Source organism: Flavobacterium sp. NRK F7, from assembly GCF_024054195.1.
Classification (GTDB): Bacteria; Bacteroidota; Bacteroidia; order Flavobacteriales; family Flavobacteriaceae; genus Flavobacterium.
Window position 1 is genome coordinate 2,380,870 of sequence record NZ_JAMXLB010000001.1, and the last position, 17,840, is coordinate 2,398,709.

The window sequence follows — 17,840 nt, forward strand, 5'->3', positions numbered from 1 at the left end:
ATGAATATCGAAGGTAGGGTAACCAATAACAACAGAGAACCTTTATTTGGAGCATCAGTTTATATTGATGGTACTACTTTAGGAACGGCAACCGACGAAAAAGGATATTTTAAATTAACACTTCCTGCTGCAATTAATTCAGTTTTAGTAGTCAGTTATTTTGGTTATAGGACCTCGTATCAAAGTATCTCAACAACTCAACCTCTGCAGATTCTTTTATCAGAAGATATTAAAGAGCTAAAAGAAGTTGTAGTCCAAAGGAATCAATTTACTAGAGCAGAAATGCTTAAACTATTTAAAGAACAATTTTTAGGAATCAATAAAGCAGGAAGCCAGTGTATTATTGAAAATGAAGACGAACTTTATTTTGATTACGATAAAGAAAAATTGGTTTTTAAAGCTTATTCAGACAAACCCCTACAAATAAAAAATGCATATCTAAATTATCAAATTCAATTTCAACTCGTGGATTTTGAATGTGTTTTTTATAAATTAAGTATCAAGAGTACCGATGTTATTAATTCTCTATATGCAGGAACTTCATTTTTTACTGAAATTTCAAAGGATACGAAATATATCAAAAGAAGGAAAAAGTCCTATGAAGGTTCTTCTTTACAATTTTTTCGAAATTTAATTGCAAATCAATGGGGTAAGGATGACTTTTTATTGTTTGAAGGAAGTTTTATGACGTCTCCAATGGAACATTTTAAAATTGATAAAAACGAGAAAACCGAATTATATACAATTACTGTCACAAAACAGAAGAAACGTTCAAATACGAATTTCATAGCAGAATTTAATATTTTATATAATAAGAAAGAACAATCAAAAATAAGTTTTTATACGAATACGTTTTATGTAGATCGTTTTGGTTTATTTTCTGATTATGATAAAATATATTTTTCAGGTGATATTACTGCAAGAAAAATAGGAGATTTGTTACCTTCAAATTATGGATTATAAAAAAATGCTCTTCATTTGAAGAGCATTTATATATTTAAATTATTTTCCTAATAATCTTTTCTTTAATGTTCGGTCAACACAACGATCTTCTAACCAAATACCAAAAAGAGCTTTTCTAAAATCTAAACCTTCAATTTCACCTGTTAATTTATCATTTATAAATACATAGGTTTTAACGTCTTCTTTAGAATATACAAATTCAACATACCCTTTTTCAGTTACGGATTCAAAGAAAGACATAAATTTATTCATTCGCTCTCTTAAAGGTTCTAATTCACTTTGATATGATTTTTCAATACCTTCTTCAATTGCTTTGATTAATTTCTCTCTAGTAACCAAAGAAGAAGTTACATACAATCTAGTAGCTATTGTTTCATCAGAATCTAAAATCTTTTTAGGATCGTCGGTTTTTTCAGTTAAATATAATGCTTGAACATATAAGTTAATCCACATTTTATCTCGAATTCCATATCCGTTAAGGACTAACTTGGTTTTTCCACCAGAATCTCGAACCTTGATGTGTTTCTTAATTTTAATTCCATCAACATCTAAATCATCTTGAGAAAATGCTGATACGCTCAACAGAAAAGCTAATAACAAAATAATTTTTTTCATAAATTTCAAATTTGGGTTTACAAAACTAATTAATTAATAATAAAGATAACATTTTTTTAATAAAAAAAATAATTTTTATTAATATTAAAAATTATTATTACAAAAGTAATGCCAAAAATAAAAGCATGATTTAAAAATCATGCTTTTATACTATTTTAAAAAGTCTTATTGATAATTATTTTTCTTCACTCAAACTTTTCATTTCTTTTTCAATCATATCATAAAATTGATCGATTTTAGGTAAAATGATAATTTTTGTTCTTCTGTTTTTAGCACGATTTTCAGGAGTATCATTCGCTACTAAAGGAATGAAATAACTTCTACCAGCGGGTATAAGTTGTTTTGGATCTACACCTAAATCATTTTGTAAAACACGTACAATTGAAGTAGCTCTTTTAACAGATAAATCCCAGTTGTCTAATAAAACCGTGTTTTTGATTGGCACATTATCAGTATGTCCTTCAACCATACATTCGAAATCTGGTTTGCTGTTAATCACTTTTGCAACTTTACCTAAAACGGTTTTTGCACCTGGACTTACTTCATAACTACCCGATTTGAATAATAAATTATCAGCAATAGAAATAAATACAACTCCTTTTTCAACGTTTACATTGATATCTGGGTCGTTTAAGCCAACTTCTTTTTTCAAACTAGTTACTAAAGCTAGAGTAACACTATCCTTTTTAGATAAGGCATCTTGAAGTCTTGATATTTTTAAATCCTTTTCTTTTAAACTTTCTAATGATTTTTCAAGATTTTCTGCTCCTTTAGTGGTTAAAACAGTCAATTCTTTAGAACTGTTAATCAAATCAGAATTATTCTTTTTTAAATAATCTAACTGATCGCTCATGGCAGATTTTTCAGTCAAACAGTTATTCAATTTAACTGTCGCAGAATTTAATAAATCCTGAATTTCTTTGTTTTTGTTTTCTAGTTCCGCATATTTCTTTTTAGAAACGCATGACGTAAAAGTCAACATTAATGCAGCTACAACTACGGTTATTTTCTTCATAATTCAATTTATTTTGATACAAAAGTAATAACATTTATGTCTAACTTTAAAATTATAATAGCTAAACTATTGTTAAAATAATTTTGTATAAGTTTGTTGTTTTTGTATAAAAAAACGATTTACAATCGAAGATATTGTATAGTATTTCTTAATATTTTGTGAATTTCTCTTACTATAATAATCCTTAAAATTGCTATAAAAATGAAAATGAGCACGTAAGATAGCTATCAGGTGTTTAAATTTTCCCTGTGTTAAAAAACGAAAGGCTGCTATTCCATCTAAAAGTAATCTCGAAAATAGAATAGGAACTAATGTATTCTTTGGTAAATTTTTAGTTAACATATATAACGAATTCCTAAAATTCAAATAGGTTTTTCGAGGACTCTCATTATTTAAAGTGGCACCACCTACATGATAGACCACCGATTGGTAACAGAATTTTATTTCATAACCCATATGATGTGCTCTCCAACATAAATCAATTTCTTCTTGATGGGCAAAAAAACCTTCATCAAAACCTTGTAACTCTTGAAATACTTGGTTGCGAATGAAGAAACAGGCTCCAGAAGCCCAAAAGATATTTATAGAAGAATCATATTGTCCTTTATCTTCTTCAATTTTATCAAAAATTCGCCCTCTACAATACGGATACCCATATTTATCTATAAAACCACCAGCCGCTCCAGCATATTCAAAATACGATTTGTTTTTAAAATCTAAAATTTTAGACTGAATTATAGCAGTTAAAGTATCTTTTTCAAATTGATTTAAAATAGGTTGTAACCAATTTTTTGTAACTTCAATATCGCTATTAACCAAAGCAAGATAGGGCTCTTTTATAGTTTTTAATCCTTCATTATATCCCTTGGCAAAACCAAAATTACCTTCGTTTTCAATTATTTGAACAGTTGGAAATTCAGATTTTAAAACGGAAACAGAAACATCAGTGGAAGCGTTGTCAATAACATAAATAGTAGCTTCTGTGGAAAATTGAAGTACACTAGGTAAAAATTGTCTTAATAATTCAACTCCATTCCAATTTAATATAACTACGGCTATTTTTTTCATTTATAAAAATTAAAAAATTAAATATTTTATTGATGTGATAAACCCTACTATAAAAATTATTCCAATCAAGGCTACAACAAGTAAACAACCAATTACTTCCAATTCAATACTTGATTTTTTATTTTCTTCATTTACTTTTTTAGGAGGAAGTTTATCTACTATTTCAATACTTTCCAAAAAAAAATCACCAAATGTTATGGCTTTGGATTTTTCCATTTCAAAAAAATGTGATTCTCTGTGTAATCCTTTAGAATCAATTATGGATGAGATCTCATTCTTAAAAACCTCTAACCCTTCTAGGTTGGCATCCATGCAGAGGCTTTTATCATGCTCATCAAAAAAAAACTCAATGTAAGGAGTCTTTTGCGTAGCAATTGGTTCTTTTGTATTTCCAGTTATGTTGTCAATTTCGTTCAAATTTCTCAAGTATTATAATTTGGTAAATCTTTTAAAAATACATATTTCTCATTTTCAAAATCCATTTGGCAAAAATAATGATTTAGGCCATTGGTAACCATTAAATAACTTGCTTTTAAAACTAAATTATAGCGAGCGATTTGATCAAAGGTATGTTGGGAAATAACAACTTCTGGTGCTTTGCATTCAATAAGTAGAAAGATACTTCCATCCGAATTAAAAACAACGATATCATAACGCTTATTAATTCCATTTACTTTTACTAATTTTTCAACGTTAATGTACGATTTAGAATACTTTTTTTCATGAATTAAATAGTGTAACGTATTTTGACGTACCCATTCTTCTGGTGTCAGTACCACAAATTTTTTTCTAATTTCATCAAAAATAAAGGTTTTATTTTCACTATTTTTGAACCGAAAGGAAAAGATTGGAAATTGCAATGGAATCATTTCGCAAAATTAAAGAAATAAACTAAACAGCCAACAATACTTGCTTTATTGAATATTATGGATGAAGTCTTACAAATTATTAAAGAAATTAAATCGGAAAATTACAAACCAATTTATTTTTTTATGGGTGAAGAACCTTATTATGTTGATAAATTGACAGAATATATCGAAGATAATGTACTTACAGAAGACGAAAAAGGATTTAATCAGGTTGTTTTATATGGAAGAGATACCTCGATAGAAGATATTGTTTCTAATGCAAAACGTTACCCAATGATGGCAGAAAGACAAGTGGTTATTGTAAAAGAAGCACAAGAATTATCTCGAAATATTGATAAATTAGAAGCCTATGCTGAAAACCCTCAGCCTACAACTGTTTTAGTTTTTGCTTACAAATACAAAACGTTAGACAAAAGAAAAAAAATAACCAAACTATTAAGTAAAACAGGTGTTGTTTTTGAAAGTAAAAAACTATATGAGAACCAAGTTGGAGATTGGATAAAAAGAGTTTTATCTGGACAAAAGTATACTATCGAACCTAAAGCAGCAGCAATGTTGGTAGAGTTTTTAGGAACCGATTTATCTAAAATTAGTAATGAATTGGATAAACTTAAAATTATACTTCCACAAGGACATACCATTACAGCAAAGGATATAGAAGATAATATAGGAATCAGTAAAGATTATAATAATTTTGAGCTTAGAAAAGCGATAGGGGAGAAAAATCAACTAAAAGCCTATCAAATTATTACTTATTTTTCTCAAAATCCAAAAGATAATCCTATTGTGGTTACTACTGGATTGGTATTTGGTTTTTTTTCCCAATTATTGCAATATCATGGTCTAAAAGATAAATCTAAAGCAAATGTGGCAAAAGTCTTAAAAATTAACCCTTATTTCGTTTCAGATTACGATGTGGCCATTCGAAATTATCCCATGAAGAAGGTAAGTGCTATTGTTTCTGCTTTACGAGAGGTAGATGTAAAGAGTAAAGGAGTTGGGGCAAACTCACTTTCTCAGAATGATTTATTAAAAGAAATGCTGATTCATATCTTTAATTAACTATTTTACTTGAAAAATAGAAAATTGAGCTTCAGCATTATTAAAAACAAGTAGGTTATTGGACTTAATTCCAAAATAAATGCGTTCACCTGCAACTAATTTCACTAAAGTTTGCGTACTTCTTACAGGTGGAGAAGTAACACCAATTCCTAAAATAGTAACAGATAGTGATTCGTAAGATTCATCAGCAATTAAGGTTGTAGTTCCACCTGAAAATTTGAAAATTCCTACACCTAAATCTGAAACACTAACAATGGATGTCATTTTTACATACACGCTAATATTATAAATTCCGTCCAATGGAGCAACAAAATATTTACTAGTTGTATTATAATCAGAATTTTCATCAAAGCTAATCGTAGGAAATGAAATCTGATTCCAACCACTTATTAAAGTAGCACCTAAAACAGTAAATCCCGTACCACCTACACCTTTAACAAAGGATTTGGCAGCATCTGTATATTCTATTCTATTGTCGGTCGCATTTAGGGTTAGCGTTTTTGTTAATGGAGTTGTTAATTTTGGCACAGTTTCTACTATTACATCTCCATCAACATGTAAAGTAGCTTGGGGGTAAGTTAAATTAATACCCACTTGTGAATGAACTGAAAATAAATTCAAAAGGAGTACCGTAAATAAAAGTCTAAAATTTCTCATAGTTAGTAAGATTAAATTGATATTTTACGGTTAATAGTAAACTATACTCTTTTTAAATCAAGAAAAAGATACGGTTCCTCAACTAGGGTACTTCTAGTTGAGGATAAATAATAGAATATTGGATTAGACATTTTTGTAAAAAAAGAGAGCGTAAATACATACAATTACAAGTATGTATAGCTAAGGATATAAAGCTATTACTTATCTTACTAAACGAAAATTTCGTTAGTATTAATTGAGAATTTAAAACAGATAATAATACTATTTTCATAATTATCTATAATAAGTTAATATGTTTTCCAATTACATAATGAAAAACAATAATTACTTTAACTCTTTTAGAAAATAATAGATAAAATTCTATCTGATTTCTAAAATAGCTTATAGATAGTTATTTAGGTGTTTGTTTTTATAGTTGTATTGTAAATTTACAAAAAAAAAGTTAATATGTTGCATTTTTGTGTCTATAAAAGTTAAATTTATGTGAATATAAGTTTAAGATAACGTATGCTTTGTAATTTTTATTCTACAAGTATGCTATATAAAAATAATTTTAGATTTTGTATATTTGCAGTCCTCAAATTTTTAAAACGATACAAAATGGGAATGAATAAAAATACAGTATTAGCTTGGGCTACTTTTATTATGATACTTATGGGATTACTATTAATAGGTCTCGGTATTTATAGATATGCGGATGTGGCAGGCTGGGGTTTTTCTGCTGTTGGTGTTGGTTTTTTTGCTATTGCATGGGTTTTTAATGCTTTAAAAGGTAGAGTATAAGTGCTGTTTTAAATATCAAGAATAAAATTAATTGAATAAATATATATGTCAGACGATAAAAAAGTAATTTTTTCAATGTCTAAAGTAAATAAGATTTACTCTAGTACAAATAAGCAAGTCTTAAAAGACATTTACTTAAGCTTCTTTTACGGAGCGAAAATAGGAATTTTAGGTCTTAATGGTTCTGGAAAATCTTCTTTATTAAAAATTATTGCAGGTTTAGATAAAAACTTTCAAGGAGACCTTGTTTTTGCACCAGGATATACAGTGGGTTATTTAGAGCAAGAACCCCAATTAGACGATACTAAAACTGTTATTGAAATCGTACGAGAAGGAGCAGCAGAAATTTATGCATTACTTGACGAATTTAATAAAATTAACGACAGTTTTGGATTACCTGAAGTTTATGAAGATGCGGATAAAATGCAAAAACTTATGGATCGTCAGGCAGAACTACAAGACAAAATTGATGCAGCAGGAGCTTGGGAAATAGATAATAAATTAGAAGTTGCTATGGATGCCCTTCGCACACCTGAAGCAGATACACTTATTAAGCATTTATCTGGAGGAGAAAGAAGACGTGTAGCACTTTGTCGTTTGTTATTACAACAACCAGATGTATTATTATTAGATGAGCCTACCAATCACTTGGATGCAGAATCTGTATTGTGGTTAGAGCAACATTTACAACAATATGCTGGAACTGTTATTGCTGTAACTCACGATCGTTATTTCTTAGATAATGTAGCCGGATGGATTTTAGAATTAGATAGAGGAGAAGGTATTCCTTGGAAAGGAAACTATTCTTCTTGGTTAGATCAAAAATCCAAACGCATGGAACAAGAAGAAAAAGTAGCTTCTAAAAGAAGAAAAACACTTGAAAGAGAGTTAGATTGGGTAAGACAAGGAGCAAAAGGAAGGCAAACCAAACAAAAAGCACGTTTGCAAAATTATGATCGTTTATTAAATGAAGATCAAAAGGTTTTAGAAGAAAAATTAGAAATTTATATTCCTAATGGTCCTCGATTAGGTACCAATGTAATTGAAGCTAAAAATGTTGCCAAAGCTTATGGTGACAAATTATTATATGATGACTTAAATTTCACTTTACCTCAAGCAGGAATTGTTGGTATAATTGGACCTAATGGTGCAGGAAAATCAACTATTTTTAGAATGATTATGGGTGAAGAACAATCTGATAATGGAACATTTCAAATTGGCGATACTGTAAAGATAGCTTATGTGGATCAATCGCATAGTGATATAGATCCAGAAAAATCAATTTATGAGAATTTCTGTGATGGTCAAGAATTAATGATGATGGGCGGAAGACAAGTGAACTCAAGAGCGTATCTTTCTCGATTCAATTTTGGTGGTAGCGATCAAAATAAAAAAGTTGCTACACTTTCAGGAGGTGAAAGAAATAGGTTGCATTTAGCAATGACTCTTAAAGAAGAAGGTAATGTTTTATTATTGGATGAGCCAACAAATGACTTAGATATCAATACATTAAGAGCCTTAGAAGAAGGGTTGGAGAATTTTGCAGGTTGTGCTGTAATTATCTCTCACGACAGATGGTTCTTAGATAGAGTATGTACTCATATTTTAGCTTTTGAAGGCGATTCTCAAGTATATTTTTTTGAAGGTAGTTTCTCCGAATATGAAGAAAATAAGAAAAAACGTCTAGGAAAAGAGGTAACTCCAACCAGAATTAAATATAAAAAGTTAATTAGAAATTAATTCTATAAAATTATAAAAAAGCTGTCTATTGAACAGCTTTTTTTATACGTAAAATCACCCTTTTTGTGTGAGCGATATGTTAGATAATGCAATTATTTTTACAATAATTTTAAAACATAGTAAACATGAAAAACAAGGCATTATTTAAAGATTGTATCTTATCGAAGAACGAACAAAAAAACATTATTGGATCAGCGAAACAACAAAATTACAATTATAGATGTATTGTAGGAGGACGTGTGTTTTGTGGATCAATTGGTGCAACTGTTAGTGAAGCAGAATGTAAAAGTAATTGTGTCGATAGAAATGGAACTTGGCAAATTTACTAAGAAGCTTTAATAATTAAATAAGAGAACCTATTTCAAATTGAAGTAGGTTTTTTTTTACCAAAATTTTACCATAGTTGCTTGTTGATTTTCAAAATAAATCAGATTCTTATTTAAAAAATTGCAGTACTTTCTTAATAAAGATAAGAACAAATCTATTTTTTAATAGTTTTATTTATTTAAAAATAGTATTTTTAACATGTCACAAAATCTTATAATTTGTCCAAATCGCTTTCAATGAATCATTTATTTCAGACACTTATTGTTATTTTAAGTTTCGCTTTTTGTCAAGTTAGTAATGCACAAAAACAAGATACTAACGCAAAAGCAATACAAAAATACCTTTTTGAGTCGGGAAAATATTTGCATTCTGATCGACCTGAACTGTCGCTTCAAAATGCTAAAAAAGCATTGTCATTAGCCATAAAAAGCAATGACGAAGCTTCTATTGCTAAAGCTTATAATTTTATTGGTTTAAATTTTGTTGAAATTTATGATTATGATAAAGCAATAGATTATTATAATAAAGCTCTTATTCATGCTGAAAATACAAATAATGATACAATTAAAAGTTGGTTGTATAATAATCTAGGGAATGTGTATTCCTACAATAAAGATGATGATGAAACTGGTATTAAATATTATTTACAGTCTTTAGAATTTGCTAAAAAAGTAGATATCATTGAATTTGCCTATAATAAGTTAAATCTTGTTAACACTTATTTTGAAGATAAAAAATTTGAAGAAGGAAAAATACACTTAAACGAAGTTAGACCTCATATTGATTCTTTAAAAAATGAACACGAAGCACAATTTTTTTATTATTCATTAAGTGGTGATTATGAAGAATACAAAGGAAATTTAGCAATTGCTGAACATAACTTATTAAAAGCATTAAGCATTTGTCAAGCAAAACATAAAAATTTCAATCCGCTACATGAAATAGGAATGAATGAAAGCTTATCCTCATTTTATTACCGAAGAAAACAGTTTGATAAAGCCTATAAATATTTGTTAGCAACCGATTCTTTGAGAAAACTAGATTATGAAAATCAAAGAAATGAAAAAGTAAAAGGATTAATTAAACAAATTGAAAATGAAGAGGTAACAAAAGATTTGATTCGAATGGAAGCTGACAAAAGAGTGCAAGATCAAAGGCTTTTGAATAGTAAAATATTGATTATTTTAATTGGCGTTATTTTTTTAACCACTTTAATCATTTTATATTCTCAATTAAAATTGAATAAAATAAGAAGAAAATCGAATGAAGAACTAAAAGAGGCCAACGAAAAACTCAAAATTGCAAAAGAGAAGGCCGAAGAAGCCTCTATTGTAAAATCTCAATTTGTATCCACTATTAGTCATGAATTGAGAACCCCTTTGTATGGCGTAATCGGAATTACCGATATTATTGAAGTGGAACACCAAGAATTGGAGAATAGTCCACACTTAAAAGCGCTAAAATTTTCAGCTAATTATTTACTTTCACTTGTAAATGACATTTTGAAAGTGTATAAGTTTGAAGAGAACAAAGTAGTTTTAGAAAATAATTTATTTAACTTAGAAGATAAATTAGAGACCATAAAGGACTCTTTAGATAATATAGCTTTAAAATATAATAACGATATATTAATTAAAGTAGATAAAAGTATTCCTGAATACATTATTGGAGATAGTATACGACTGTCTCAAATTATTTTAAATTTAGTTAGTAATTCTTTAAAATTCACACATGATGGAAAGGTAACTATTTCAGCAGATTTAGAGAAAACAGTTCATGAAGCGGTTTATATTAAATTTAAAGTAAAAGATACAGGAGCAGGAATTCCAAAAGAATATCAAGACAAAGTATTTGATAAATTTGTTCAAATAGATCGAAAAGAGGATGACTATCAAGGAACAGGCTTAGGTTTAACTATTGTTAAAAAATTAATAGAATTATTCAAAGGTGATATTCAATTGGAAAGTGAAATTAATAAAGGTACAACAGTTACTTTTACCATTCCTTTTGAATCGGGCGAAAACAAAGTCAATGAGTTTGTAAACAATATTGAAGTGGATTTATCTTTACCAAAGACCTATAAAATATTAATTGTAGAAGATAATAAAATCAATCAGATTGTTACTAAAAAATTATTGGAGAACCATAAATTTCAATGTGAGATTGCTGATGATGGGTTTTATGCTTTAGAATTATTGGAAAAATATCAATTTGACGCTATTTTAATGGATATTAATATGCCAAAAATAAATGGTTTTGAAACTACGAAGTTAATTCGTAATAAAGGGTATACCATTCCAATTATAGCGGTAACGGCTTTTGAAAAAGAAGAAGTACAAGAAAGAGCAAAACTTTCAGGTATTGATGATATAATTGCAAAACCCTTTGATACACGAAAATTATTTCAAATGATTCGTTTTCATATTAATTTAAAAGAAAAAGAACAAGTTTAGATGGTATTGCTATTAATACCATCTTTTTTTATTCTTTTTTGAACCGTCAGATTTTCTCGATTTGTTATTTTTTTGCCCCGAATTGTTTTTGTTTTTATTTCTTAAATCAGGCTTTGCACCTTCATTTTTTTCTTCTTCTTTCCACGGATACGGATGATTATCAACAACCTTAACTTTCATACGAATTAATTTTTCGATATCGGTCCAATAATTTTTTTCATCTTTTCCACAAAAAGAAATGGCTAAACCAGAATTCCCAGCTCTACCCGTTCTACCAATTCGGTGAACATAGGTTTCAGAAATATTTGGAATGTCGAAGTTGATTACATAAGGTAAACTTTCAATATCAATTCCTCGAGCAGCAATATCAGTAGCTACTAAAACTGGGATTTCTTGATTTTTAAAACTTTCTAAAACGCGTTGCCTAGCACTTTGTGATTTGTCACCATGAATAGCACCCGCTTCAACACCATGTTTTTTTAAGGCTTTTACCACATTATCTGCACCATGTTTGGTACGTGTAAAAACCAAAACATTATTCAAATTGTCATTGCGAATTAAATGATATAATAAATTTCTTTTATCCGATTTATCCACAAAATATACTTTTTGACTCACCGTTTCTGCAGTACTCGAAATAGGAGCAACAGTAACATATTTAGGTTGATTTAAAAAGGTATCTGCTAATTCACGAATGGCTAAAGGCATTGTAGCTGAAAACAATAAGGTTTGTCTATTATCTGGAGTTAATTTTATAATCTTTTTTACATCATTAATAAACCCCATATCTAACATTTGATCGGCCTCGTCTAAAACCAATTGGTGCATGTGATTTAAATCAATAAAACCTTGTTTGTATAAATCCAATAAACGTCCAGGTGTAGCCACTAAAACATCTATTCCTTTTTTTAATTGATCTACTTGAGGCACTTGATTCACCCCTCCAAAAATCACTAAGGTCTTAATATTGGTATATTTTCCATAGGTATCAAAACTTTCACCAATTTGTATGGCTAATTCTCGAGTAGGTGTAATAACAAGGGTGCGTATTCTCTTCGTTTTTTTTGCCGAACCTACAATTTGATGAATTAACTGAATAATAGGAATAGCAAAAGCAGCCGTTTTACCAGTACCAGTTTGTGCACAAGCTACTAAATCTTTTTCTGCTAAAATTTCTGGAATAGCTTGCTCTTGAATAGGAGTTGGGTTTTTATACCCTTCTTCTTCTAAAGCTTGTTGAATATTATTAATTAAGTGAAGTTCTTTAAATGTCATGTTAAAAATTTCTCCAAAGGTAAGCAAAACAAAATAGAATTGATTTTAAACCATTTTTTTTGGATTATTCTAAGGTAAATTAAAGTTATAAGGTCTTACTTTTAATGAAATCGGTAATTAAATAAGCGATTAATTTACCTGTTAAGTGATTATTGGTAGTGTTGTCTAAATCTGGAGCGCCTTCACAAATATGTAAATAAGATGCATTTTTATGTTTACCAAAATAATGTACATACTCTCTTGCTTGTTGCACACTAAATCCGCTCAAAGTCATAGCACTTGAAGGTATATTTGGAATAGCATCTAAATCCAATTCAACTCCAAAAGGATCTTGTTTGATAAAGGATAAGCCTTCTTCTAATTGAGAAGCAAAGGTTTTTTGTTTGCGTACTTCAACTTCTTCATAGGAAACATATCGCAATCGGGCTTCTTGTTCTTTCATGGAATTAAAAACACTTTTGGAAACAAAATTTTCATGTAATCCAAAAACAAAGTATTTTTTTAAAAAACCTTCTTCAAAGGCATAACTAAAACCATTTCCAGAATGTCTTCCTTCTAAAATTCTAAAATCGGTATGGGCATCAAAATTTATGGCATTTACGGGTTTGCCTTTGGCTAAAGCCAATCCTTTAATATTTCCATAAGCATTATTATGACCACCTCCAATTATAATAGGAACTTTTCCACATTTTATAATTTGATGAATAATATGGGAAACTTCTTTGTCAATTTTTTCTACTAATTTAAAAAGTTTCTTTTTATGCTCTTTGTTAGATGCTTTTAACTCATTTGCTTCTTGCAACTCATTGGTAACATTCAAATGACCTAAAAGCAATACATGATTTCCTTTACAAAATTTATTATGTTGTGTATTAACCAAGCTTTTTAAAGCACTCTCATAAGCCGATGCAGTACCAATTCTACCTAAATTGGCTTTCACACCTATATCTTCTGGAATACCAAAAAGTACAAATGGAGCTTCGCAGTTGCTAATATATTCCCAAATATTTTCACCAGAAGGAACGGTCAATGCTTTTTCTCCAAATTTAATCTCACCACTTCTGTGGTGGGTGATTTTAGCTAAATCTTTTACTGTTAATAGTTGTATATTTTCCATTTTGTAAAAAAAATTTCATTCCAAAAATACTATTTTAATATAACTTTCGTTCTTAGATTGAATAAATACTTTATAAATTGTAAATTTGTTTAAAAATTAAGTAATCACCCAAAAATTAAGTAATCACCCAAAATTTATGGAAAACACAAACACAAAAAGTAATTCAGGATTAAAAGCAGCAATAGTTGTATTAGCATTATTGTTGTTAGGTAGTATTGGTTATATCTACAAATTAACCGCTGATAACAAAAAACAAGTAACAGAATTAAGTACAGAAAAAGCAGCTTTAGAAGATGATATTAAAGCTAGAATCGCTGAACTAGAAGCAATGTCAGGAGAAAATACGGCATTAAAAGGCGATATTGATGCTCAAAAAGAAGAAATGACAAAACTTTTAGAAGAACTAGAAAAATCTAAAGGCGATGTTCAAGCTATGGCGCGTTATAAAAATGAGTATTTCCGTTTAAAAAGAGAAATGGATAATTTAGTAGCTGAAAATAAATTATTAAAAGAACAAAATGTTACTTTAACGGATTCATTAGTAACTACAACAACAGCTTTAGAAGAAAATAGAAAGTTTACAGATACGCTTTTAGTTCAAAACAACAATATGACTAAAACCATTGAAAAAGCTTCTAAATTAGCAGTTTTAAACTTAAATGTTTTAGCTGTTAAAGAGAGAAGTTCTGGTAAACAAGTTGAAACAACTAAAGCAAGTAGAGCTGATAAATTAAAAATTAGTTTCGTTATTGCTGAAAATCAAATTGCATCTTCTGGAGATAGAAAATATTATGTTCAAGTAATGGATACTAAAGGTAATATCTTAGGAGAAAAGAAAACAATCCCAATGGGAGAAGATCAAACTTTAACGTATAGTTTTATTACTACTGTTAAGTATGAAAATAAATCGGTGCAAGTTACTGAAGAATTAGCAGGAGACAACTTTGAAGCAGGTACTTATTTTGTAAATGTATTTAGCGAAAAAGGTGAAAATGTTTCTAAAACAAGCTTTGTTTTAAAATAATTAACCTGTTACTTTTAACAAATAAAAAACGGAACTTATACAAGTTCCGTTTTTTTTATTCCTCTTCTTTTGATTGGTATCTTTCATACGTTTTTTCAATAATGCGAAGCATTCGTCTTCTTAAATTCTTAGGCTTAATTACTTCTAAACCACTTCCAAAGCCAAGTAGTAATCGTTCTAGTTCATAATTTGGAATTAAAAACAAATGAACTAAAATACTACCATCTTCATAAGTTTCAATGATTTTTTGACTCTGATGTAATGGTTTTGTAATGACATAGGGCGCATTCATTTGGTCAATCCAAAGTTCGATTATCACTGGATACAAGCCTTGATTAACGGTAACGCCAACAATATTCTTATAATAATTTTCTGCATTGAATTCTTCTTCTAAAAATGGCAAATTAAAATCATAATCAATTTTTTCAATGCGATCTAGAGCTAAATTGGTTATGGGTTGACTGGCTTTGGTTCTCCCTACTAAGAACCATCGATTGTTAAATTCTTTCAATAAAAATGGATGAAAAGTAAGCTCTTGTGCCTCTTTAGATTTAAAAGATTTATAGGAAATTACCAAAACTACTTTTTTAACGATGGCTTGGTAAATTTCATCTAAAAAGTGTAAACCTTTTAAGTTTTCATTTTTATCCAAATGAATCACGGGCTGTGTATGCGATTTTTCAGCGTAAATTTTATCTTCTAAACGCTGTAAAATATCAGAAACATCATGAAACAAAGAAAAATCTTTAAACTGTTTTAACATGGAAACCGTTTCGGTCAATACATTAATGTCGGTTTCGGTTAACGGAATATCAGTAATAGAGAAATCTTCTTCTGCATAATGATAATATTTTTTATCATACACTTCAATAGGAGCGTTATAACCCAGCTTTTCACTACGCATCATCTGTAAGTCCAATTGAATGGTACGCTTGCTAACCGGTGTTTCTTTTCCTTCGTATTCATACAATGCCTGACTGCATGCATCAATCAAATCTTCTAAAGTCCATTGTCGGTATTTGTTTTGAAGACATTTATCTATGGTTTTGTATCGAATGAGTGCGTTTTTATTTTGTGCCATATTCTAGGAGTGTTGAGTTAGTTTAATTGTGTTTAAATAAACAGAAAAACAATTGAAATCGTATCGCAAATATGGGTTACAATAAATGTATTTCATTTTTAATATTTTCTCTTGCTTTTGCTTCGTATTTAACTCTAAAGGTAGGGGTCTGAAAAATAAAATCCCTTTCTAAAAAATGCTGCAATGCCTTTTTGCGTCCAGGATTATAGAGAATATTGGGGTAAATTTTATATTCTTGCCGAATTTGTTTAGAATAAACTTGGTAATCTTCCCATGGAGAAGCTAATATTTGTAAATCAAAATCAAGTAACCAGTTGATAGCTTCATTTTCTCGATGTTCATGCATTTGTGTCGCACAAATCATTTCAAAGACCAACTCTTTATCAATTTTAGCATATTCAGGAAGCAACTTTATGGCCAATTTTGCGCTTTCCAATTCATTGTCTTTTCGTGTTACTTTGTAAATAATATCATGATAGAAAATGGCATATTGTATTTCATTGCAATGTGTTAACTCTTCTTGATTTAATATATAAAGAGCCATCATATTTTCCAAATGAATCAAATTATGATATTTCCTACTTTTAGCGGAATAAGCTTTTTCTACTATTTCCCACTGCATGTTAGTTGTAGGTTTATCAAATCCTATTCGTATCAATAAATCATCAAAATGGGGTTGCAAAAACATGTTTTTTAGTAAAAATACAATTTTTTATGACTACGTAAAATAATTGCGGATATTTAGTCGATAAAGCTTTAGATATCCAATATCTTTTAAAATGCAAAAATGTTGTGCAATAGTTTTATAGTAAAGTACCAGATTATAAATAGATCCTTTATTTTATGAATAAATAAAGATGTAAAATGATTATCAGTGTATTTTAAAAAAATATGATATAATATTGTGACTTCTAAGTTTTTTAAAAATCTAACATGATAAATGGAAACAAATCTTATCTCGTTAGAGAACACTAATGTTGATATTTTTTTTAAAAGTGAATTAATATATATAAGAAAATAATTTTCTAAAGTAGATTAAATTCATTCATTATAAATAAAACAGTCATTTATATTACTAAATTATAAATGACTGTTTTATTAAGAATTAACGAGCATGCTCAAATTCATTTGTAGTTGTTCTTTTACAATCTCCAACAGTTGAAGGATCTGGAGATTTACATTCTGTACAATAATTACCATTTGGTACACATCCACCACCTGATGCACATGCAATAGAAGTACATGAAGTTTTACCAGTAGCATATGTACTATTAGAAACTTTTACTAATTCAATTGTCGTTACATATTTATTTTTACTAAAAATTCTAAGGTAATTCTTATTATTATCTTTAAATATTTCATAAGAAAGTGGTTCTAATTCTAGGTCTGTTTCTTTTAAAGATTGTTTTGCACTTTCTAGAAGCTCTTCTTGACTAACAATTAATGAAATTTTATCACCATCAGTTTTAGCAACAATGGTCTCAAAAAATGACTTCATTTTCTGGTTAGAATTTTCTAAATTTTGCAATGAATTTTCTTCTGAATTACAAGAAATTAAAAGAAGTACAAAAAGATAATGAATTACTGTTTTTTTCATTTTTATTTATTTAATATTATTTGGTCAAATATAAAAATAAGTTTTAGTTTCTCAGTATTTAATTTAAAATACATAATTAATATGTAAACAAAACAGATTAGTTAAACTATTATTAAAATAAGTTTTATAACGCAAAGAAAGTAGAGTAAGTATGCATAGAGGAGGCTGTAAAAAATAAATTTAAAAAATATTAA

The 17,840-nt window shown here is 28.7% G+C and carries 18 protein-coding genes; 7 read left to right on the plus strand and 11 right to left on the minus strand.

Features of this window, described 5'->3' with window-relative positions:
* The gene (locus tag NHF47_RS10710; RefSeq protein ID WP_252764913.1) at positions 1-963 is read left to right on the plus strand and encodes a carboxypeptidase-like regulatory domain-containing protein; all 963 of its coding nucleotides are present in this window, start codon (positions 1-3) and stop codon (positions 961-963) included.
* Positions 964-1,002: 39 nt separating this feature from the next.
* On the opposite strand, the gene NHF47_RS10715 is transcribed toward NHF47_RS10710, so the two are convergent.
* The 5 genes from NHF47_RS10715 to NHF47_RS10735 all read right to left on the minus strand — a co-directional run bounded on the left by NHF47_RS10715 (position 1,003) and on the right by NHF47_RS10735 (position 4,530).
* The gene (locus NHF47_RS10715) at positions 1,003-1,578 is read right to left on the minus strand and encodes a chalcone isomerase family protein (RefSeq protein ID WP_252764914.1); all 576 of its coding nucleotides are present in this window, start codon (positions 1,576-1,578) and stop codon (positions 1,003-1,005) included.
* A 175-nt stretch (positions 1,579-1,753) separates the two neighbouring features.
* Entirely contained in the window at positions 1,754-2,593 is an 840-nt protein-coding gene (locus NHF47_RS10720; RefSeq protein ID WP_252764915.1) for an OmpA family protein, read from the minus strand.
* Positions 2,594-2,665: 72 nt separating this feature from the next.
* Entirely contained in the window at positions 2,666-3,661 is a 996-nt protein-coding gene (locus tag NHF47_RS10725) for a glycosyltransferase family 2 protein (protein WP_252764916.1), read from the minus strand.
* A 9-nt stretch (positions 3,662-3,670) separates the two neighbouring features.
* The gene (locus NHF47_RS10730) at positions 3,671-4,087 is read right to left on the minus strand and encodes a hypothetical protein (RefSeq protein ID WP_252764917.1); all 417 of its coding nucleotides are present in this window, start codon (positions 4,085-4,087) and stop codon (positions 3,671-3,673) included.
* Positions 4,084-4,530: a type I restriction enzyme HsdR N-terminal domain-containing protein gene (locus NHF47_RS10735; protein WP_252764918.1), complete on the minus strand. Its 447-nt coding sequence runs from the start codon at positions 4,528-4,530 to the stop codon at positions 4,084-4,086. The genes NHF47_RS10730 and NHF47_RS10735 overlap by 4 nt, the downstream gene beginning before the upstream one ends.
* A 57-nt stretch (positions 4,531-4,587) precedes the next feature.
* Between NHF47_RS10735 and holA the strand changes: the two genes are divergently transcribed.
* A complete protein-coding gene (gene holA, locus NHF47_RS10740) occupies positions 4,588-5,592 on the plus strand; it encodes a DNA polymerase III subunit delta (RefSeq protein ID WP_252764919.1) in 1,005 nt (334 codons plus the stop codon).
* On the opposite strand, the gene NHF47_RS10745 is transcribed toward holA, so the two are convergent.
* A complete protein-coding gene (locus tag NHF47_RS10745) occupies positions 5,593-6,249 on the minus strand; it encodes a hypothetical protein (RefSeq protein ID WP_252764920.1) in 657 nt (218 codons plus the stop codon).
* 600 nt (positions 6,250-6,849) lie between these two features.
* On the opposite strand from NHF47_RS10745, the gene NHF47_RS10750 reads away from it, so the two are divergent.
* From NHF47_RS10750 to NHF47_RS10765, 4 genes are all read left to right on the plus strand, one after another.
* A complete protein-coding gene (locus NHF47_RS10750) occupies positions 6,850-7,032 on the plus strand; it encodes a CAL67264 family membrane protein (protein ID WP_008258152.1) in 183 nt (60 codons plus the stop codon).
* 45 nt (positions 7,033-7,077) lie between these two features.
* Positions 7,078-8,772: an energy-dependent translational throttle protein EttA gene (ettA, locus tag NHF47_RS10755; RefSeq protein ID WP_252764921.1), complete on the plus strand. Its 1,695-nt coding sequence runs from the start codon at positions 7,078-7,080 to the stop codon at positions 8,770-8,772.
* A gap of 125 nt (positions 8,773-8,897) precedes the next feature.
* On the plus strand, positions 8,898-9,101 hold the full coding sequence (locus NHF47_RS10760; protein ID WP_252764922.1) for a hypothetical protein: 204 nt from the start codon (positions 8,898-8,900) through the stop codon (positions 9,099-9,101).
* Between the two features lie 234 nt (positions 9,102-9,335).
* Positions 9,336-11,552: an ATP-binding protein gene (locus NHF47_RS10765; RefSeq protein WP_252764923.1), complete on the plus strand. Its 2,217-nt coding sequence runs from the start codon at positions 9,336-9,338 to the stop codon at positions 11,550-11,552.
* Between the two features lie 12 nt (positions 11,553-11,564).
* Here NHF47_RS10765 and NHF47_RS10770 read toward each other — a convergent pair whose 3' ends face one another.
* Together NHF47_RS10770 and NHF47_RS10775 are read right to left on the minus strand one after the other, a co-directional pair.
* Entirely contained in the window at positions 11,565-12,827 is a 1,263-nt protein-coding gene (locus NHF47_RS10770; protein ID WP_252764924.1) for a DEAD/DEAH box helicase, read from the minus strand.
* A gap of 85 nt (positions 12,828-12,912) precedes the next feature.
* Positions 12,913-13,944, minus strand: coding sequence for a formimidoylglutamase (locus NHF47_RS10775; protein ID WP_252764925.1), 1,032 nt, complete (start codon positions 13,942-13,944; stop codon positions 12,913-12,915).
* A 136-nt stretch (positions 13,945-14,080) separates the two neighbouring features.
* On the opposite strand from NHF47_RS10775, the gene NHF47_RS10780 reads away from it, so the two are divergent.
* A complete protein-coding gene (locus NHF47_RS10780) occupies positions 14,081-14,968 on the plus strand; it encodes a hypothetical protein (protein WP_252764926.1) in 888 nt (295 codons plus the stop codon).
* 55 nt (positions 14,969-15,023) lie between these two features.
* On the opposite strand, the gene NHF47_RS10785 is transcribed toward NHF47_RS10780, so the two are convergent.
* The 3 genes from NHF47_RS10785 to NHF47_RS10795 all read right to left on the minus strand — a co-directional run bounded on the left by NHF47_RS10785 (position 15,024) and on the right by NHF47_RS10795 (position 17,646).
* Positions 15,024-16,049: a YafY family protein gene (locus NHF47_RS10785; protein WP_252764927.1), complete on the minus strand. Its 1,026-nt coding sequence runs from the start codon at positions 16,047-16,049 to the stop codon at positions 15,024-15,026.
* Positions 16,050-16,125: 76 nt separating this feature from the next.
* Positions 16,126-16,737 (minus strand): hypothetical protein, encoded by a 612-nt coding sequence (locus NHF47_RS10790; protein WP_252764928.1) that lies wholly within the window; start codon positions 16,735-16,737, stop codon positions 16,126-16,128.
* Between the two features lie 417 nt (positions 16,738-17,154).
* Entirely contained in the window at positions 17,155-17,646 is a 492-nt protein-coding gene (locus NHF47_RS10795; RefSeq protein ID WP_252764929.1) for a hypothetical protein, read from the minus strand.
* Positions 17,647-17,840: the final 194 nt, after the last annotated feature.